The sequence below is a fragment of the Neobacillus sp. PS2-9 genome (genome assembly GCF_030915525.1).
Lineage (GTDB): Bacteria > Bacillota > Bacilli > Bacillales > Cytobacillaceae > Neobacillus.
This window is the reverse complement of the sequence record NZ_CP133269.1, coordinates 1,476,568-1,495,415: the sequence shown is the minus strand read 5'-3', so window position 1 is coordinate 1,495,415 and position 18,848 is coordinate 1,476,568. Positions and strand designations below refer to the sequence as shown.

The window sequence follows — 18,848 nt, the reverse complement described above, 5'->3', positions numbered from 1 at the left end:
AGATATATGAAAAGAGATTTTTTGGGTATTTTGTCACATTTCATCATCTTTTATATTTTTACGTCTGTTACTGATTCATTTGTTGAAATTGGTCGAACATGCTAAACATTGGAACCATAATGGAAGTTACAATTGTCCCCACAAGCCCGGCTAAAAGGACTATCATTATTGGTTCTATTAACGATTTTAATTGGTCAGTACCTGTTTCTACTTCTTTCTCATAGAATTCAGCAATCTTAGATAACATTGCATCCAAAGCACCCGTTTCTTCTCCTATGGCAATCATTTGAGTTACCAAAGGTGGGAATGCCCAATGTTTTTGCATTGGCTCAGACATTGAACGACCTTTTTCGAGTGAATCCCTGGATTCTCGAATTACACTTGAAAGTACCTCATTCTCGACAACTTTTTCAACAATAGCCATTGCTTGCAGAATTGGAACAGAACTTGAAAATAATGAGCTTAGCGTTCTCATCATTCTTGAAAGTGCAGCTTTTTGAAGTAGCTTTCCAAAAATAGGCATCCTCAATAACATATAATCTAGATAATATTTTGTCTTCATATTGCTCTTCAAATAGGTAAATAAGACTATAAAGCCAAAAATAATTACAGCCACTAACCACCAAAACGATTGCATAAAGCCACTTGCAGCAAGAACAAACTTCGTAATTCCAGGCAGTTCTCCTCCCATATCATCAAACATCGAAACAAATGTGGGTACAACGGCAATAAGTAAAAATATTACAACTGCTATTGCAATGACTCCAACAGCAATTGGATAGGATAAAGCTGACTTTATCTTCTGAATTGTATAGTGTTGCTTTTCAAAATGATCCGCCAATCTGTCTAGTGTTTCATCCAAATTCCCACTTATTTCTCCTGCCTTTACCATATTAATAAACATTGGAGTAAATATTTTCTTATGCTTTGCTACAGCATCAGAAAGTGGGTTCCCTTCACGTAGTTCCTGCTCCACATCAATCAAAGCCTTTTTTAGCCCCTTACTTTCTGTTTGAGAAGCTAGAATGGATGTTGCTTCAACAACTGTTACCCCTGCTTTAATTAACGTAGAAAATTGCCTTAAATATATGACAAAGTGCTGAAGCTTTACCGGATTACCAATTGAGATATCTTTCGTAAACAAGGTTTCAGGAACTTCATTCATTTCAATAACCCTGATTCCCTCTTCCTTAAGCTTCATCATTGCTTCCCTTTTTGACCCAGCAGTTATAGTGCCCTGCCGCTTACCTTTTCGATCACGTCCAGAATATTTAAATCTAGCCATTCATCATCATCTTTTCATGCAAGTATTGTGAAGCGGCTTCCTTTTGAATCACACTTCTATCAATTAGATCTCTAATACTCATCTCGAGCGTATGCATTCCCTGGGCACGGGAAGTTTGCATCGTACTTTGAATTTGATGGATTTTCTCATTTCTGATTAGGTTAGCAATTGCAGCATTATTAACCAATATCTCAGTGGCAGCTTTTCTTCCTTTTTTGTCAATAGTCGGGAATAATCGTTGAGAAATGACACCGACTAACACAGACGCTAACTGTATACGTATTTGTGGTTGCTGTCCTGAAGGAAACACATCGATAATCCGGTTTATAGTCGTCGGTGCACTTGAAGTATGGAGCGTTCCCAGTACAAGATGCCCGGTTTCTGCTGCTGTGATTGCAATTGACATCGTCTCCAGGTCACGCATCTCTCCAACAAGAATAACATCAGGGTCTTGTCTAAGCGCTGCTTTTAAGCCACTGGCATAGTTATTTGTATCAAATCCTACTTCTCGTTGGTCAATAATCGAGTTTCCATGACGATGCAGATACTCGATTGGATCCTCTAGAGTAATGATATGCTTTCGCATCGTACGGTTCATATAATCAATCATAGAAGCAAGTGTCGTTGATTTTCCGCTCCCTGTAGGACCAGTTACAAGAATAAGACCTTGAGGCTTTTCTACTAGCTTAGATACAATTTCAGGTAAATCTAAGTCTTCAATTGAGGGAACCTTTGAAGCAACAACCCTTAGGGCTAAAGAAACACTTTTTCGTTGGTGATACGCATTTACACGGAATCGTGAGCTACCCGGAACACCATAAGAGAAATCAAGCTCCCCTTTTTCTTTAAAAATATCCCACATATTATCTGGAATAATGGCATGTGCCATTGCCTCGGTGTCATCTTGTAGCAATTTGTCTGACCCATACCTTCTTAAATCACCATTTATACGCATGACCGGCGGCACTCCGACAGTTAAATGAACATCGGAAGCTTTATATTCAATTGCTGCCCTTAAGATCGCATCTATTTTTTCTTTCATGCTCATTTACTCCTACTCCAGAATTGCTACTTTTAATACTTCTTCGGTTGTTGTTAAACCTTGCTTTATTTTTAATAAGCCATCATCAAGTAAGAAAATGGTTTTATTTTTAGTTGCAAGTTCTTTTAATTTTTGAAAAGACTCCCCATTCATCATTGCTCTACTTATCTCGTCATTGATGACTAACACTTCATGAAGTGCTATCCTTCCTTTATAACCAGTCATATTACAGGAAGAACACCCCTTACCACGTGTTACTTTTTCAATCTTCATTCCTCGTCTTGTAAAAATTTCATGCTCTCGCTTAGATGGTTCTATAAATACCTGACAATCACGGCAAACTTTACGAACAAGACGTTGAGCCACAATCCCACTTAAAGAAGAGGCAAGTAAGAATGGTTCCACTCCCATATCGATTAACCTGGTAACTGTTCCAATAGAATCATTTGTATGAAGGGTACTTAAAACTAAGTGACCAGTTAATGATGCGCGAATAGCCACTTCCGCTGTCTCCTTATCCCGGATTTCCCCGACCATGATAATATTCGGATCTTGTCGAAGAATCGATCTTAACCCCGCAGCAAAAGTCATACCCACATTTGGGTTCACCTGTATTTGATTAATCCCTTCTAATTGGTATTCTACCGGGTCTTCAATTGTTATAATATTAACTGTTTCATCATTTAACCTGTTTAGAGCAGCATAGAGTGTAGATGATTTACCTGATCCAGTTGGTCCTGTAATTAGGACAATGCCAGTGGGCTTTTCAATCATCTCTTTAAATCGTTTTAAATTAAGTGTGTTAAATCCAAGTTTACTTAAATCATTTAATGTTGAGCCCATATCAAGAAGCCGCATAACAATTTTTTCACCATATACAGTAGGAAGAGTGGAAACTCGAAGGTCAACAGGATGAAAATCAAGATTTAACTTGATTCGACCATCCTGTGGAATCCTGTGTTCAGTAATATCTAAATTTGACATTATTTTTATTCTAGCAGTCAGTACCCCTTGCATGTGACGTGGCAAAACACGTTCAACCCGTAAGACCCCATCAACACGGTAGCGGACGACAACCTTTGTTTCCTGAGGGTCAAAATGGATATCACTTGCTTTTTGAATCACAGCATTTGAAAGAATTTGGTTCACGAGACGGACAATGGGTGAATCAAGATCTGTAACATCTTCTATACGTCCCTTTTCATTTTGCTTCAATTCACCAAGGAGCTCGTCAAAAGCGTCATCAACGTTGTAATATTTATTTATGGCACGAAGAATATCATCCTTTGTGGCAATGGCTGGCTGGATTTGAAATCCTGTTGAAAGACGTAAATCGTCAATCACAATAAAATCCATTGGATTGGCCATCGCTACATAAAGCTTATTTCCATCTCTTTTTAGAGGAATAATTAGATTTCTTCTTGCTAATTCTTTAGAAAAAAGAGAAAAGAGATTTGTATCAAAAGGATAGTTAAATAAGCTAATGTGGGGAATACCAAGCTGAAATTCGAGTACTTCAATTAATTGCTGTTCAGTAATAAAGCCTCTTTGGAGCAAAGCCTCCCCAATTTTTTGGTTTTTTGATTTTTCCTCTAATGTTAATTGAAGTTGTTCAGGGGTAATTAACCCAACTTCAATTAACAAATCACCAAGGCGTTTTCGAGCTTGTCTCATTTTTAATCCCTGCTTTTATTTAGGTTGTTCATTCGGTTTTCCCCATAGATCACTATCAGCTGAATCTTGTTGGACTTGATCTGTTGCAGTCTGTGTTTGTATATCATTTGAATTAGTTGCATCATTCACCTGGCTGCTAGTTGTTGCAGAGTCAGTCCTAGTCTCTTGATCACTTCCACCTAGACCATGAATCTCCACCTGATAGGTTGGAGGATAATAATCCTCTGAAATTAACTCACTTTTTATAAACGCTTCACCCTGGTATACATCTCTATATACCTTAATCACTTGCCCCTCCACTCCTGGTGTTTGGACCTTGGTCTTTCCTGGGAGAAGCAACGGGCTATATTGAACAATCGTTTTAGGTTTAAGCTTCTGTCCGTCTTTTGTGCTGACTTTATAAGTATAGGTAAACTTTTGGCCCTTTAATGTAACCATTAACTTTTCATTCTCTAATCGTAGTTCAAGCGTATACTTTGTCTTATTAGGATTAGCTAGTACTAAATCAACATTTCTGCTTTCATTCACTTTTGCCTCATATCCTAATGTTACATATTCAGGAAGTGAACTACTAATATTTCTTTCTATGATTGAAATATTTGTTGGCAAGACAGCTTGATAAATTCCTGTAGCTAAAACATCTAACGAGTATGGATCTTTTAAATTTTGTTTCTTTACCAACTCTAATAGTGAAAATGTAGATTCATTTTTTATTTCAATCTTTGGATTTTTATCAATAAACGTTTGCAGCTCAATAGGTAGTTCATTTAAATTAACGATAGCAGTATTCAATGAAGCATCCTTATTCTGACTAGCTAATAGATAATCGTTATAAAGATTGAAGGAATGAGAACCTGCTTCGAATTGTGATGCTGTCTGATTTAATTCTTGAGTGAGCTTGTCTAAATCAAGGTCATTACTATTTACTTGAGGAAAAAGTAATTCCACTTGTTTTCCTATTTGCTGCTTTTCTATTGATATAAATGCGGTGTTTTTCTGACCATCTTTAATAGAGTCTATGGTTTGCTTTGCATCTAAATGGAACTCATTTAAATCAATGGGGGCAGATATTTCCCCGTATTGCAGCTCCATTGATGATTCCTTTACCCAATTAATAAACTTCTGTTCTAATAGACTCATAGCCTCTTCCTCTGTTTTACCAGCAACATCAAGGGTCCCTATCGTTGTTCCTTCAGAGTACTTTCCATCAGCATTTGAAATTGTCCCAAATGCTTTGGCACCATAATGGGAGAAGCTAAAAATAAATGCTGTGCCAAAAAATAAAACCACAAACACCTTTAACAATTGCTGATTTGTTTTCAATTGTATCTGCCTCCCCCGTTTTATTTTTGTAATGGAACCTTTTTATCTTCTTCAACCACTTCATGTGCTGCTGCTACTTCATCAAGGGGCATAAGATTATCCAACTCTTCTAACCAATCTCGTTTTTCCAACTCTTTCTTTTCAACCAATTGATCATCTAGTAAACTCTCAATATCAGATAAATAGGTAACTTCAACTTTAGGTTCATCTAATTCCTGTTGTTCATCCACACTTTTTTCAATATCTCTTTCTAATAAAAAGGAGATATCCTCTTCCGGCAAGGAATTTCTTTGTTGTCCCTGCTCACTAACTTGTGAGGATGAGACTAATGGAGTTGAGTTTAACACTAGTGACTCTTCTGTTTGTCTTAGTTCTGTTAATTCAAAAGATGTATCACTTTGACTAAGATCTAATTTTGAATTTAATACAGGATTAATCAATTCATCTGTCCATTTTTCTTCGAATACTGGTGTATCTTTAAATACTACAGTTCCCAAGCGTTTTTCAAAGAAATAAGCTGCGAAAAAGACTAACGCCACCAACATTAATGCTGTTTGCCATAAAGGGAAGGATACAACTGCAGCAAGTCCTCCTAGAGCAAACAAAAAACTAGTAACAGCAAGAAAAAGTTTGCCTTTTATCGTAAGTCCCAAAGGTAAAAAAGCTAAAATGAGAAAAAACACTAACATAGAACATAAGGCCCAAACCATTGAAGTCATTCATAATCACCCTATCTATATAGATCATAAATACTATTTAACTACATTTTTTTGCAAAGACTTATAAAATTTGTTGATTTCTTCAAAAATTAGACAAAAATCGCCTACTAAATATTGTATAATACTATTATGTTTTTTAAAAGGACTGGAAATTAATTATGGGCCAAAATAACTAAAATTTCTTGTTTATTCTATTATCTCTAAAACGCCCTGAAGGGAAAGAATTATTAATGAAACATATTCAAAATGAAAATGGATTAACACTCATCGAGGTCCTTATATCAATTGCTATATTATCAATTATCTTTGTTTCTTTTATGAGTTTTTTTCCTCAAATGGGATTTATGAATAAACAAAATGAAGATAAAACACAAGCAATTAATACCGCAAAAGAGGTACTTATAGAATGGCAAGAAATGCCGGATTTAAAAGCATTCCTTGTTGATCCTACAAATGACACCTTAGATGATTTACCGAGTAATAAAAAAACAGAAGGGGACTACTATTATTTTTATACAACAAAAAATAATTATGATGTGACAATTAAAATAAATATCTTACCAAGTAAAGAATCAAAAGCTGCTAAAGCACATCTTATCATGATCCAATTATTTAATAAAAAAGGTACGGTTGTTAGTGAAACATATGGTTATGTACTTAGATAGGAGTGGTTATGAATGAGTCGAAATGAACGTGGCTTAACACTGATTGAGGTTTTAATTGCAGTAGCAATTCTTTCAATTATTGGTGTTATCATTTGGAATGTCTTTTATCAAGGTTATTCGTATTCAAAAAAAGCTACATCAAGAAATTCTATGCAGCAGGAAACAAACATTCTTATAACCAACCTTAAAAAAATTCATCAATCAAATATTAATTACACAATTAAATCTTCAAATTGTGATATCACAGTTACTTATCAAAAAGACCCTACATCTACAGCTCAAACACAAATATTTAGTCATTCTCAAATATGCTTCAAGCTTGAAATTATTGTTGATTCTATCAATCAAGGAGCTGGACCGATTAATATCCAACCCAACAAGTCTGATATTACACTCAACATAAATACAAGTGATAAAAACAATCCGGGCAATAATTTAACTATAAGTACATTTCTTTATCGAATGAAGGGGGTTGGTTATTAATGCTTAATGCAAAGAGTGAACAAGGCTATGCACTTGTAACAGTTTTACTAATTGTAGTAATTTTTATGGTCGTGTTTTTGTCTTTCATGGGACAAGCTTTTACAAGTGTGAAGCAAAATCAAGTAGTAGAAAAGAAATCTCTTTCGATCGATACAGCTGAAATGGGTGTAACCTATTATAAAGTAGCTATTCAAAATCTATTTGAATCTAAACAAAGTGCTGTAAACGATAGAGTCAAAGCAATAATGACAACAACTCCAACAGCAAATTTTAAAAGACAGGCTGCAATTGTTCTCGCTGATGAAATACAAAAATCCTATCCCATTGGAACCACACAAGCACCGATACCAATAAGTGATACTAATGCTACATTTACAATTAGCAACTTAATAGCTTCTCCAGATACTGATATAAATTCTAGCAAAGTTTTTATCACTTTTGATATTGTTGGTAAGGAAACTGGAACGAGTAGTGGCTCCAAATTAACAGCAAAAATGACAATCAATTTAGACACTATAACCAATTTAGCAAACAGTGGGTCATCTGGTGGCTATTCTCTTCCAAGCTACAATGAAATACCAAAGCCTAAAGTTGGATGTAGTAATTTAGATTGCAGCGAAGTTTATATAGCCGGGAACGGAAACTTTAGTGGGAATAATTCATTTAAAAAATCTACTCAAACCATCTATACTACAGGTTCTTTTACTCAAGTAGGTACAGGGAATGAAAATAACAAAAGTAATATTTCTATACATGCTGAGGGTCCAATTACTATAGGGAACAACATGAATAAAGCATTAAATTTCAAAGTAGAAACGAAGGATAATGCTTATTTTGGAGGACATCTAGACATATATGGTTCTTCAAAAATACAAATTGGAGGAAATGCCACGGTGGCTAAATCCTTATCAATTGGCTCTTCTTCTAAAATGTGTGTTCGAGGCGATTTAACCGCCGGGAGTATTTCAGTTTCTACAAGTAATCCACCAGGGAAATTAATAGTATATGGGAAAGTAAACGGTAGTACAATATCTCCTTACAGGGTCACCGATTCTGCATTTAAATCTGAATGTGGAACCTACATCCCTTCAGCTTTTCAAATTAACTGGGGAGATGATATAAGTACATTAATTAATAATGTTGATTATAAATAAAAAAAGGAGTGTGATTGTTAAAAACAATTTCACTCCTTTTAACATGAAGAATATTCCGCAACACGATTCCGTCCAGCCCTCTTAGCCCCAACATAAAGCGCCCGATCTGCATGGCGGATTAATGCTAATGCATCTTCAGCATCCTCTGGTGCGGTTGCCACACCGATGGAAGCCGTGATTCTGACTTGCTGATGCTTTTGGTCTAACGACTGGCTTATGATGAAAGGCCAGTTGGCGATGGATTGACGGATGAGTTCAGCCATTTGATAGGCATCTTCTTTTGATACATCTGGTAAAAGGACCACAAATTCCTCGCCACCATACCGGGCAACAGTTCCTCGGCCTCCTACCAGCTTATTTAACCTGTTAGCCAGTTCGCATAGAATTTCATTTCCACTTTGATGGCCATACGTGTCATTCACGTTTTTAAAATGGTCAATGTCGAGAATAATTAATGAAAGCATTTTGCGTTCGAAACGGGTGAGTTTTTCAAATTCTTCTGTTAGCATATTCTCAAAGTAACGATAATTATATAGACTCGTTAAGGCACAACGTTCGCTCTGTCTCTTGGTTTGCTCATAATGGCGTGCATTTTCAATTGCTACGGCAAAATGAGAGCAAAGAATATCGATAATCATTAGTTGAGATTTTTCATAGGCCCGTTTTCTTCTTGAAGCTAACAGTAAGACACCAATTAACTTTTTACTTCGAATGATGGGTACACCCAGAATACTTTCGGCATCCTTCGGAATGTAGCCATTCGAATACTCAATCCAGTCCTTCTTAGTTTTGAATAGGAAGGCCTTTCGGCTTTCCCAAACCATTCCACTGATTCCTTCATGAATACTCATAGTCTGCTGATCATTTGGTAACGCATTCCCTGATTCAATCCGGCGAATCAATTTCAGTTCATCGCCACTAGCCTCAAGTATATAAGCATAGTCTACTGGTAGCATTTCACTTAATTTCTGAATAAATAGGTTAACGACATCATCAATATACAAGCGTTCAGCCATTTGATGACCAATTTCGGCTGCCTTTTGCAGGTACTCATTTATTTTTTCACTAGAATAATAGAGATTAAAGATCATAGATAAGCTAACAAATGGCACTCCCACAAAGAGGAGGGCTAATAAGCCTAAATTATTATAAAGAATGTACAAAATGAATCCGATTGGGAAGGTAATTAACGTAGTGATTGTCTCGACAAAGAGTTCTTTCCCAAAAAAAGGATCCTTACTTTTATAAATCACATATAAATTAAATGCGAGAATCACTTGATTTAAGGTATAGCTAAGTACCGCATACAAGACCGCCAACAACAAGAAGTCTGCATTAATTTGTAGTTTTTCTCCTGTATCTCCGCCAAGTAAATAATATAAACCGCCACTTAAAAAAGAAACGAAAAAGAACATAATCAAATTTAGCGGTAAGCGGAAAAATTCACCCCTGCGAAGGATCCTTAGTTTAAGTAATAATACAACAACTGCAATTTGAGCAAAGATAATCTCAACGAATAAACCAAACCGCAAAAAGGTAGCCAGCGCCACCCATTGAATTAAAAAGATATACATTTCGTTAATGACAATAGGCATGGAAGCAACCACAGAGGTTAATAACAAAAAGGCTAATAGATCTATCCAATGCCCATTAATCTCAAGAGGATACGTATGATAGGTAAACCACAGCCCTGCAGGTACTAATAAAAACCATACAAGAAAAATGGCTTGTTTTGTTAGCGGTTTAACCATCTTACTTACCTCCCCTTCATATTATTATTAATTCGAGATAAAAACATTTTACCACTATTACTATAGCTTGTCACAAAGAAATTTTCATATTTTTCAAATATTTACATAAATGTGGTTTTATCTCAGAGATAAAATAGAGAGAACCAGTAATAACAAGCATACTAGAAGAATCTATAGCCTGAATCTCCTCTAAAAGGTAGGACTCCCAGTTGGTTACTGCCACCTTATTGGTAGATTGACTGATCTTCAGTAACTCTTCCGCTGCAGCTGCCCGTGGAAAATCAAAGCTGACAAATGAGATTTGATTAGCTACTTGATCCAGCTTTGCAATCATTTCATCCAACTTCTTATCCTTTAATGCGGCAAACACAATATGGATGTGTCGTTCTTTATATCTCGTTGATAATTCTTTTACTAGGGCTGTAATCCCTTCCTCATTGTGAGCCCCATCGATGATAACTAACGGGTTTTCAGATAGAATTTCAAACCTGCCTGGCCAGTATGCCTTTTTCAGGCCTTCTCTAATGGCTTGGTCACTGATAAGAAAGGAACCCTCTTGATTTAAGTATAGTGCTGCACAGACTGCAAGGGCCGCATTTTCCGTTTGATGCTGACCGATCATACTAATTTCGAAATCATTGAAGGCTTGTGATGGTGTAGTTAAAGTAAACTTTTCACCTTTAGTCAATGATTGGTGCTCAGAAATGGAAAATTCCTGGTTCAGTCGATAAATCGGTGCTTTCATTTTTTCTGCCTGATTTTCTATTACTTTAAGAGCTCCTGGATGTTTAACCGCCGTAAAAATGGGCGTATGCTCCTTGATGATACCTGCTTTTTCAAAAGCGATTTCCTCATACGAGTTTCCAAGAATGTTCGTGTGGTCCAATCCGATATTTGTAATAATAGAAACTAGTGGATGAAGAATGTTGGTGGAATCAAATCGTCCTCCTAATCCCACTTCATAAACAACCACGTCCACCTTGCCCATTTCTGCAAAATAATAAAACGACATAGCGGTGATCACTTCAAACTCAGTCGGTCCCCCAAGCTCCGTTTCTTCCAATTCATCTGCTAATGGTCGAATAACATTGGCCAGGTGTAAAAGCTCTTCATCCGTAATCGGTTTTCCATTGACACTAATGCGCTCATTAAATTGCTCGATATAAGGTGAGGTGAAGGTACCCACCGAATAGCCTGCAACTTGTAAAATATTTCGAAGGTAGGTGACGGTCGAGCCTTTTCCATTTGTCCCACCCACATGGATCGTTTGGATCTTCTTTTCAGGGGAACCCAGCTTGTCCATCATCCATTCCATTCGTTTCAAACCAGGCTTAATCCCAAGCCGTAATCTCGCGTGGATCCAGTCTAGGGCTTCTTTATATGAAGTAAACATTTCGTGACACCCCATCTATTTTTATTAATAAGAAAAAGGAGTCAAACCCCACAATTATTTTAGTGGGGTTTGACCCCTTTATATAAAGGTTACCCTCTTAATTCTTTAATGCGTGCTTCCACGATGCTTCTTTTTTCAAGATAGTCATTTTCCTTTGCACGCTCTTCAGCAACAACACTTTCAGGTGCTTTCTTCATAAATCCTTCATTGCTTAATTTCTTTTGAACGCGCTCTACTTCTTTATTTAATTTTTCGTATTCCTTCTCAAGACGAGCAATTTCTTCGTCAATATTAATTAAGCCTTCAAGCGGAAGAATGATTTCCAAGCCTGTAATAACCGCTGTCATCGCTTTTTCAGGTGATTCAATATCGATGCCCATTTGTAATTCCTCTGGATTACAGAAGCGCTCGATATAGCTGCGGTTTGTTTCGATGGCCTTCAGGATTGATTCGTCCTTCGCTTTAACCAGCATTTTAATTTTCTTACTCATTGGCGTATTCACTTCCGCACGAATGTTACGTACCGCGCGAATCATTTCCATAAGTAGCTTCATATCCTGTGCTGCCTTGTCATCGGAAAGCTCTGATTTTACCTCTGGCCATGCAGCTGTTGTAATGGACTCACCAGCATGTGGGAGGTTCTGCCAAATTTCCTCGGTAATGAACGGCATAAATGGATGTAACAGACGCATCGTTTGATCTAATACATAAGCAAGGATGGACCGAGTCGTTTTCTTCGCTGCTTCATTTTCACCATATAATGGAAGCTTCGCCATTTCAATGTACCAATCACAGAAGTCATCCCAAATGAAGTTGTATAATGCACGGCCTACTTCACCGAATTCGTAGCGTTCTGAAAGCTTGGTAACATGGTCAATCGTTTCATTTAATCTTGTTAAAATCCATTTATCCGCAACGGATTTTTCACCACTGAAATCAATTTCTTCGTAAGTCATGCCATCCATGTTCATTAAGGCAAAACGAGAAGCATTCCAAATTTTATTAGCAAAGTTCCAGGTTGCTTCAACTTTTTCGGTGCTGTAGCGTAAATCCTGACCTGGAGACGATCCAGTCGATAAGAAGTATCGTAAGGAGTCTGCCCCATATTGATCAATGACATCCATTGGGTCCACACCGTTACCAAGTGATTTACTCATTTTACGTCCCTGTTCATCACGAACAAGACCATGGATTAGAACATCTTTAAATGGACGTTCACCTGTAAATTCGATGCTTTGGAAAATCATTCTGGATACCCAGAAGAAAATGATATCGTAGCCTGTTACCAAAACGTCTGTTGGGAAATAACGTTTAAAATCAGCTGCTTCTTTGTTCGGCCAGCCCATGGTTGAGAAGGGCCATAATGCTGAGCTGAACCATGTATCTAATACGTCTTTGTCCTGCTCCCAGTTTTCAGCGTCTGCTGGTGCTTCGTGACCAACATATACTTCACCTGTTTCTTTGTGATACCATGCAGGAATCCGGTGTCCCCACCAAAGCTGACGTGAAATACACCAATCACGGATATTTTCCATCCAACGCAAGTAGGTTTTCTCAAAACGGTCAGGAACAAAGTTGACTTTGTATTCTTTATTTTGCAGGGCAATTGCTTCATCTGCCAGTGGTTGCATCTTAACGAACCATTGAGTAGATAGGTAAGGTTCAACAACTGCACCACTACGTTCGGAATGGCCTACGGAATGGAGATGCTCTTCAATTTTGAAAAGAACGCCTTGTTCTTGTAGGTCCTTTACAATTTGCTTTCGGCAATCGAAGCGATCCAAACCTTTATATTTTCCTGCTTTGTCATTCATCGAGCCGTCTTCATTCATAACGAGAATACGCTCAAGATTATGTCGGTTGCCAAGTTCAAAATCGTTCGGATCGTGTGCAGGGGTAATTTTAACCGCCCCAGAACCGAACTCCATATCTACATAATCATCTGCTACGATTGGAATTTCACGGCCAACGATTGGCAGAATAACGGTTTTGCCAATTAAGTGCTTGTAGCGCTCATCTTCAGGATGAACCGCAACAGCTGTATCACCGAGCATCGTTTCTGGACGAGTTGTCGCAACCTCGATGGAACCAGTGCCATCTGCTAAAGGATATCTCAGATGGTAAAACGCCCCCTGAACATCTTTATAGATTACTTCAATGTCAGAAAGGGCAGTTTTCGTGGAAGGATCCCAGTTAATAATATATTCGCCGCGGTAAATTAAGCCTTTATTATAAAGGGTAACGAATACTTCGCGAACCGCATCTGATAGGCCTTCATCCAAAGTGAACCGCTCACGGCTGTAATCTAAGCCTAATCCTAGCTTCGACCATTGCTGACGGATGTGTGAAGCATATTCATCCTTCCACTTCCATGTCTCCTCAACAAACTTTTCACGTCCTAAGTCGTAACGGCTTTTGCCTTCACTGCGAAGCTTCTCTTCTACCTTCGCTTGTGTGGCAATTCCCGCATGGTCCATCCCAGGAAGCCAAAGCACGTCATAGCCTTGCATCCGTTTCATACGAGTAACAATATCTTGAAGGGTTGTATCCCATGCGTGACCTAGATGAAGCTTACCTGTTACGTTTGGCGGTGGAATAACAACGGTATATGGCTGTTTCCCCTCGTCATCCTTTGCTTCAAAATACTTTCCTTGCAGCCACCAGTCATAACGACCTTTTTCAATCGATTGCGGGTCGTATTTCGTTGGCATCGTTAATTCTTTTGTTTCCATCAAAAATTCCTCCTTCATAAACTACTGTTTCCACAGAAACATAAAAAACCCCATTCGTCATAAAAGGACGAATGGAGTTTGCTTCGCGGTACCACCTTTTTTCCAATCAAAAAACATGATTGGCACTTAACGGGATAACGGATTTCATCCGTCTTCAACTAATTAGATCATTTGACCTTTTCGCAGAAGAAGCTCCTGGGCGACCTTCTGATGTTCCTCTTAGGAAATCTTGCAGCTAATGATTTCCCTCTCTAAAAGTAGGATGGCATCGTACTCTTCCCTGTCGTTGCTTGTTTTTTAAATTATATTGTTATACTACCGAAAAAAAGGGTTTGACGTCAATCATGATAACCAATTTTTTTATTTTTTATACTGTATGTATTTAATGGAGAACTTCTATAGGCATTTGGAATATATATAAAATAAAGGTTAAATCCCAAAGGGGGAGATTCTGGGATGAAGAGGAATTTTCATAAATACAAATACAAGCCTTGGTTCATCATGTGCCGAAGGTTTGCTGCCCAATTGATTATTCCGTTTAGTATTTTTCAATTTATCCGGACGCTGCTTTTACCAACCGTATTTGATGTATTACTATTAACCTGTTTTCTTGTCCTTGCTGTATCCATTTATTTTGACATTATTTAAGGAGCCCATCTTGCAGAGTTATGACTGCTGCTGGGCTCCTTCTTTTGCTTTTTGTGCGTTTTCGATTTCCGTCATTTTCATGACAATATACTCAGAATTCTTTAAATGCCAGTATCGGTGCTGCAGCTGGCTGACATATTTCAACTCATTTTTTCGCCCCTGCTTTCGATAATAGCTCTCCGCTACCTGTATGATTGGAATGGGAAGAGCTAAATAGCTGAAGAATAATAGCTTCTCATCTGGTTTAAACGGGAAGTATTTGAAATAATGGTACACCCAGTCGATCGCTGTATCACTCCGCTTCGGCCTGGTATTAATTGCACGAGAAAGGTAAGGGAGCAAATCATGAATCGGGGAACCATAACGTGCATTTTCAAAATTAATAAAATAGCCGTATCCTCGATCATCATACAAAAAATGCTCAGAAGCTAATTTCCCATGGGTTATGACCATACGGGCCTTTTCGGTTTCCTTTGTGCTTTCGTACCATTCTTCAAATTTTGTTTTTGAAAACCTTAGCGCTTGGCTAATTTCGTTATAATACATGCAATACAATAATTCGAACGGAGACATGTAGGTCTTTTTTTCGCATTGATCGATAAAACCATCCAGGAATTCCTGTTGTTTTTCCATCTCTTGAATGGTCTTTTCATAATGCTCTGTTCGTTCTTCTTTGTTGACAGTGATTTCTTTTGCCGAAAGGGTATGAAGTCTCGCTAATTCGCGAAATAATTGCAGATTGGTTTGCTCGCGGTTTTCTTTTAAATCATTTGGCATCCAGGGCATGAGATAGTACAAGTCATTTTCGTGCAGCACCGCATACCTGCCGTCCATTGTTGGATAAATTGGGACGATGCGATTAAATCCTTTTTGGTACAGAAGATGCACATGGCGAATGAAATCAGTCCCGATTGAGGGATTGATTTTCTTTAAGGCAAACGTACCTTTATTGGAATAAATTTTTTGTACCGTACCATAATCCTCTACAAAATGAGGTTCAATATAATAATTTTTTAATACGGGTGCTAGCATTTGTATCCGATTTGACTCATTCATGTCAACTCGACCTTCTTTCAATGGAAAAGCCGAAATAGCTTTTAAAAGAAGCTGAGCAGGTTAAAGAAAACCCGCTCAACAATTGTGAATGGTTATTTTTTTGCAAAAGCACTAGGGATATATAATACTTGCCCCTCATACACATCTTGATTGAGTTCCAGATTATTTTCGCGCAACAGATTTTGAACCGTAACATCATAACGGTCTGCGAGGGTACTTACTGTATCCCCCTTCTGTACTATGCAAACTCGTAAACTGGTTTGGGCGGAGTTTTCATCTTTCCTTGCAAAAAATTCGGTAAGTGTCATACTCTTTTTCTTGGCTGCCTTCTTCTTCTTGACCTTAGGTGCTTCCTCAGGAGATGAAGAGCTTTCTTCTACATGCTTTACTTCCTCTTCAAAAATAACCTCTGGTTGTGGTGCTGCTTGTTCTTGAACAACGATTTCCTCTTCTTCAATCTCAACTGGCTGGCCGCCTTCATTTCTGGCCCATTCAGGCTCAAATTCTTCTTGTTCCTCTGCAGAAGGCTGATAGTTAAAGGTTGGGAACTTCGGTAATACTTCTACTTCTTCCTCTTCCTGTTGTTTTCTTGCCTCTGCTTCAAATAAGAAGTTGTTTTCGTATGTGCTTTGAACTGCTGCTTGTTCAATGGCTGCTTCTTCCTCAGCCTCTTCAATTTCGTAACGGTTAAGTACCTCATATTCAGGTTCTACTTGTTCCTGCTGCTCTGCATCATATAAACCACTGATGGTCAGCTCTGCAGATAGTTTAAGGCAACTGCGCTCTGGTGTAGCATAATCGAATGATTCAACGAGAACATCAATATCATAGATGCTTTGAATCCGATTGTTCGGGATGGTGATATCGACTGGGAAGCGATGTGAAAATTCACAGGTGCCCTCCTCGCGTTCTGCCACCCTTTCAACAAATTTTTGGGATGTTACTTCCTCTTCGCTACCCTCATTGCTAGGTTCGTAACTTTTATATTCGCCGGTAAGCTCCAGCGAACCACGTATGGTTACGTACTGATCGTTTTCCTGGATGGTAATATCCGGGTCTAGAGAAATCGATAGAAGTTCCTCGACTTCCTGTCCTTTTCTAAACCACAAAGATTCCTCCAAAGAAAATCGTAGGCACGATTGATTCTCTTGGGACAAAGCGACTCCTCCTTTCGTATCCTTCACGCAAAATCACTATGTCACTTACACTCTATGAACAATGAGATTTATTTATGATAAAAAACATTATTGCAGAGGGAAAAGAATTAGGAGAAACGTGATTCGCTGATAAAATCATAAATTCGCCGATAAATTGGGTAAATTCGCTGATAAAGGCTTAAAATCCGCTGATAAATCATTTCATCAGCCTAAATTAGTGTAATTTTACACCACTTACAATGCATTTTAGGTGTTTACAACTAGAAATTCAAATTATTTTATTGTTGAGTATTATTGATTGGCTCAAAATTTATCATTATTGGCTTATTTTAACCAACGATTGGCTCATTTTCGTAAGAGATTGGCTCATTTTTCAGGGTTATTGGCATTTTTTTCACATTTACCCAGAAATACCCAACAAAAAGACACCCACCAAATTAGGTGAGTGCCTCCCAAAACAAATTTATTTAAGCTTCGAAAATGCAATTTCCGCTGCTTGTATTGTTTTTTCAATGTCTTCATCCGTATGGGCAGTCGATAGGAATAATCCTTCGAATTGAGAAGGTGGTAAGAAGATACCTTGCTCCGCCATTTCACGGTAGTACTCTGCAAAGAACTCTAAATTAGATGTTTTTGCTTTTTCAAAGTTAATAACCTCTTCATTGGTGAAGAAGAAACCAATCATGGATCCCGCACGGTTAAATGTAATTGGAATATCGTACTTTTCAGCAGCCGCCTTAAAGCCTTTTTCAAGAAGATCTCCCTTACGGATAAACTCCTCGTAATGTTCCGGCGTTAATTGGCTCAAAGTTTCATAACCTGCTGTCATAGCAAGCGGGTTACCAGAAAGGGTTCCAGCTTGGTAAATCGGACCGCTTGGAGCGATTTGCTGCATGATTTCAGCTTTACCGCCGTATGCCCCTACTGGAAGTCCACCACCGATTACTTTTCCAAGACAAGTGATATCAGGAGTTACATTGAAGTACCCTTGTGCACAGTTGTAGCCCACGCGGAAGCCAGTCATAACCTCGTCAAAAATGAGCAATGCGCCATTTGATGAAGTAATCTCACGCAGTCCTTCCAAGAATCCAGGAAGCGGCGGAACAAGACCCATATTCCCAGCAACTGGCTCAACAATGATACAGGCGATATCTTCACCAAATTGCTCAAACGCATACTTTACACCTTCAAGATCGTTGTACGCTACCGTAATCGTATTGGATGCTACTCCTTCAGGAACGCCAGGGCTGTCAGGAAGTCCTAGTGTAGCCACACCTGATCCGGCTTTAATTAACAGGGAATCCCCATGGCCATGATAGCAGCCTTCGAACTTCAAAATCTTATTACGGCCTGTATATCCTCTTGCTAAACGAAGGGCACTCATCGTTGCTTCCGTACCTGATGATACCATCCGTATTACCTCGATTGATGGAACACGTTCAATGACAAGCTTTGCCAGCTCATTTTCCATCAAAGTAGGAGCACCATAGCTTGTACCAAGCTCCGCTACTTTTTTCATTGCTTCGACGACACGGTCATTGGTATGTCCAAGGATTAGAGGACCCCATGAAAGTACATAGTCAATGTATTCATTGCCATCGATATCATAAATTTTAGACCCTTTGCCTCTTTCCATAAAAATCGGGTCCATATTCACTGATTTAAAGGCACGAACTGGACTGTTTACGCCGCCAGGCATAAGGGTTTGGGCTTCTTTAAATGCTTCAATCGATTTTGTATATGAGCGCATCCTTTTCCCTCTTTTC

15 protein-coding genes and 1 other annotated feature are annotated in these 18,848 nt (G+C 38.3%); of the genes, 4 read left to right on the top strand and 11 right to left on the bottom strand.

What is annotated here, in order from left to right:
* Positions 1-67: 67 nt before the first annotated feature.
* Genes RCG25_RS07315 through RCG25_RS07295 form a run of 5 tightly spaced genes read right to left on the bottom strand, consistent with a single transcriptional unit; the run spans position 68 to position 6,043 of the window.
* Positions 68-1,285 (bottom strand): type II secretion system F family protein, encoded by a 1,218-nt coding sequence (locus RCG25_RS07315; protein ID WP_308083005.1) that lies wholly within the window; start codon positions 1,283-1,285, stop codon positions 68-70.
* Entirely contained in the window at positions 1,278-2,327 is a 1,050-nt protein-coding gene (locus RCG25_RS07310) for a type IV pilus twitching motility protein PilT (protein ID WP_308083004.1), read from the bottom strand. Before RCG25_RS07310 ends, RCG25_RS07315 begins: the two co-directional genes overlap by 8 nt.
* Positions 2,328-2,339: 12 nt before the next feature.
* Positions 2,340-4,001, bottom strand: coding sequence for a GspE/PulE family protein (locus RCG25_RS07305; protein WP_308083003.1), 1,662 nt, complete (start codon positions 3,999-4,001; stop codon positions 2,340-2,342).
* A gap of 15 nt (positions 4,002-4,016) precedes the next feature.
* Positions 4,017-5,324, bottom strand: a complete 1,308-nt coding sequence (locus RCG25_RS07300; RefSeq protein ID WP_308083002.1) for a G5 domain-containing protein — start codon at positions 5,322-5,324, stop codon at positions 4,017-4,019.
* 20 nt (positions 5,325-5,344) lie between these two features.
* Complete coding sequence (locus RCG25_RS07295) at positions 5,345-6,043, bottom strand: hypothetical protein (RefSeq protein WP_308083001.1); 699 nt, start codon at positions 6,041-6,043, stop codon at positions 5,345-5,347.
* 230 nt (positions 6,044-6,273) lie between these two features.
* On the opposite strand from RCG25_RS07295, the gene RCG25_RS07290 reads away from it, so the two are divergent.
* Genes RCG25_RS07290 through RCG25_RS07280 form a run of 3 tightly spaced genes read left to right on the top strand, consistent with a single transcriptional unit; the run spans position 6,274 to position 8,345 of the window.
* The gene (locus RCG25_RS07290) at positions 6,274-6,708 is read left to right on the top strand and encodes a prepilin-type N-terminal cleavage/methylation domain-containing protein (protein WP_308083000.1); all 435 of its coding nucleotides are present in this window, start codon (positions 6,274-6,276) and stop codon (positions 6,706-6,708) included.
* Between the two features lie 12 nt (positions 6,709-6,720).
* Positions 6,721-7,191: a PulJ/GspJ family protein gene (locus RCG25_RS07285; protein WP_308082999.1), complete on the top strand. Its 471-nt coding sequence runs from the start codon at positions 6,721-6,723 to the stop codon at positions 7,189-7,191.
* On the top strand, positions 7,191-8,345 hold the full coding sequence (locus tag RCG25_RS07280; protein ID WP_308082998.1) for a hypothetical protein: 1,155 nt from the start codon (positions 7,191-7,193) through the stop codon (positions 8,343-8,345). The genes RCG25_RS07285 and RCG25_RS07280 overlap by 1 nt, the downstream gene beginning before the upstream one ends.
* Before the next feature lie 38 nt (positions 8,346-8,383).
* Here the strand turns inward: RCG25_RS07280 and RCG25_RS07275 are convergent, their stop codons facing one another.
* The 3 genes from RCG25_RS07275 to RCG25_RS07265 form a co-directional block, all read right to left on the bottom strand.
* Positions 8,384-10,096: a sensor domain-containing diguanylate cyclase gene (locus RCG25_RS07275; RefSeq protein WP_308082997.1), complete on the bottom strand. Its 1,713-nt coding sequence runs from the start codon at positions 10,094-10,096 to the stop codon at positions 8,384-8,386.
* 70 nt (positions 10,097-10,166) lie between these two features.
* The gene (locus tag RCG25_RS07270; RefSeq protein WP_308082996.1) at positions 10,167-11,489 is read right to left on the bottom strand and encodes a bifunctional folylpolyglutamate synthase/dihydrofolate synthase; all 1,323 of its coding nucleotides are present in this window, start codon (positions 11,487-11,489) and stop codon (positions 10,167-10,169) included.
* A gap of 89 nt (positions 11,490-11,578) precedes the next feature.
* Positions 11,579-14,221, bottom strand: a complete 2,643-nt coding sequence (locus RCG25_RS07265) for a valine--tRNA ligase (protein WP_308082995.1) — start codon at positions 14,219-14,221, stop codon at positions 11,579-11,581.
* Between the two features lie 60 nt (positions 14,222-14,281).
* Positions 14,282-14,517, bottom strand: a binding site (T-box leader).
* A 160-nt stretch (positions 14,518-14,677) separates the two neighbouring features.
* On the opposite strand from RCG25_RS07265, the gene RCG25_RS07260 reads away from it, so the two are divergent.
* Positions 14,678-14,869, top strand: coding sequence for a hypothetical protein (locus RCG25_RS07260; RefSeq protein WP_308082994.1), 192 nt, complete (start codon positions 14,678-14,680; stop codon positions 14,867-14,869).
* Positions 14,870-14,887: 18 nt separating this feature from the next.
* On the opposite strand, the gene ysxE is transcribed toward RCG25_RS07260, so the two are convergent.
* The 3 genes from ysxE to hemL form a co-directional block, all read right to left on the bottom strand.
* A complete protein-coding gene (ysxE, locus tag RCG25_RS07255; RefSeq protein ID WP_308082993.1) occupies positions 14,888-15,925 on the bottom strand; it encodes a spore coat protein YsxE in 1,038 nt (345 codons plus the stop codon).
* A 92-nt stretch (positions 15,926-16,017) separates the two neighbouring features.
* A complete protein-coding gene (spoVID, locus tag RCG25_RS07250; RefSeq protein WP_308082992.1) occupies positions 16,018-17,109 on the bottom strand; it encodes a stage VI sporulation protein D in 1,092 nt (363 codons plus the stop codon).
* A 436-nt stretch (positions 17,110-17,545) separates the two neighbouring features.
* Complete coding sequence (gene hemL, locus RCG25_RS07245) at positions 17,546-18,832, bottom strand: glutamate-1-semialdehyde 2,1-aminomutase (protein ID WP_308082990.1); 1,287 nt, start codon at positions 18,830-18,832, stop codon at positions 17,546-17,548.
* Between the last annotated feature and the right edge of the window lie 16 nt (positions 18,833-18,848).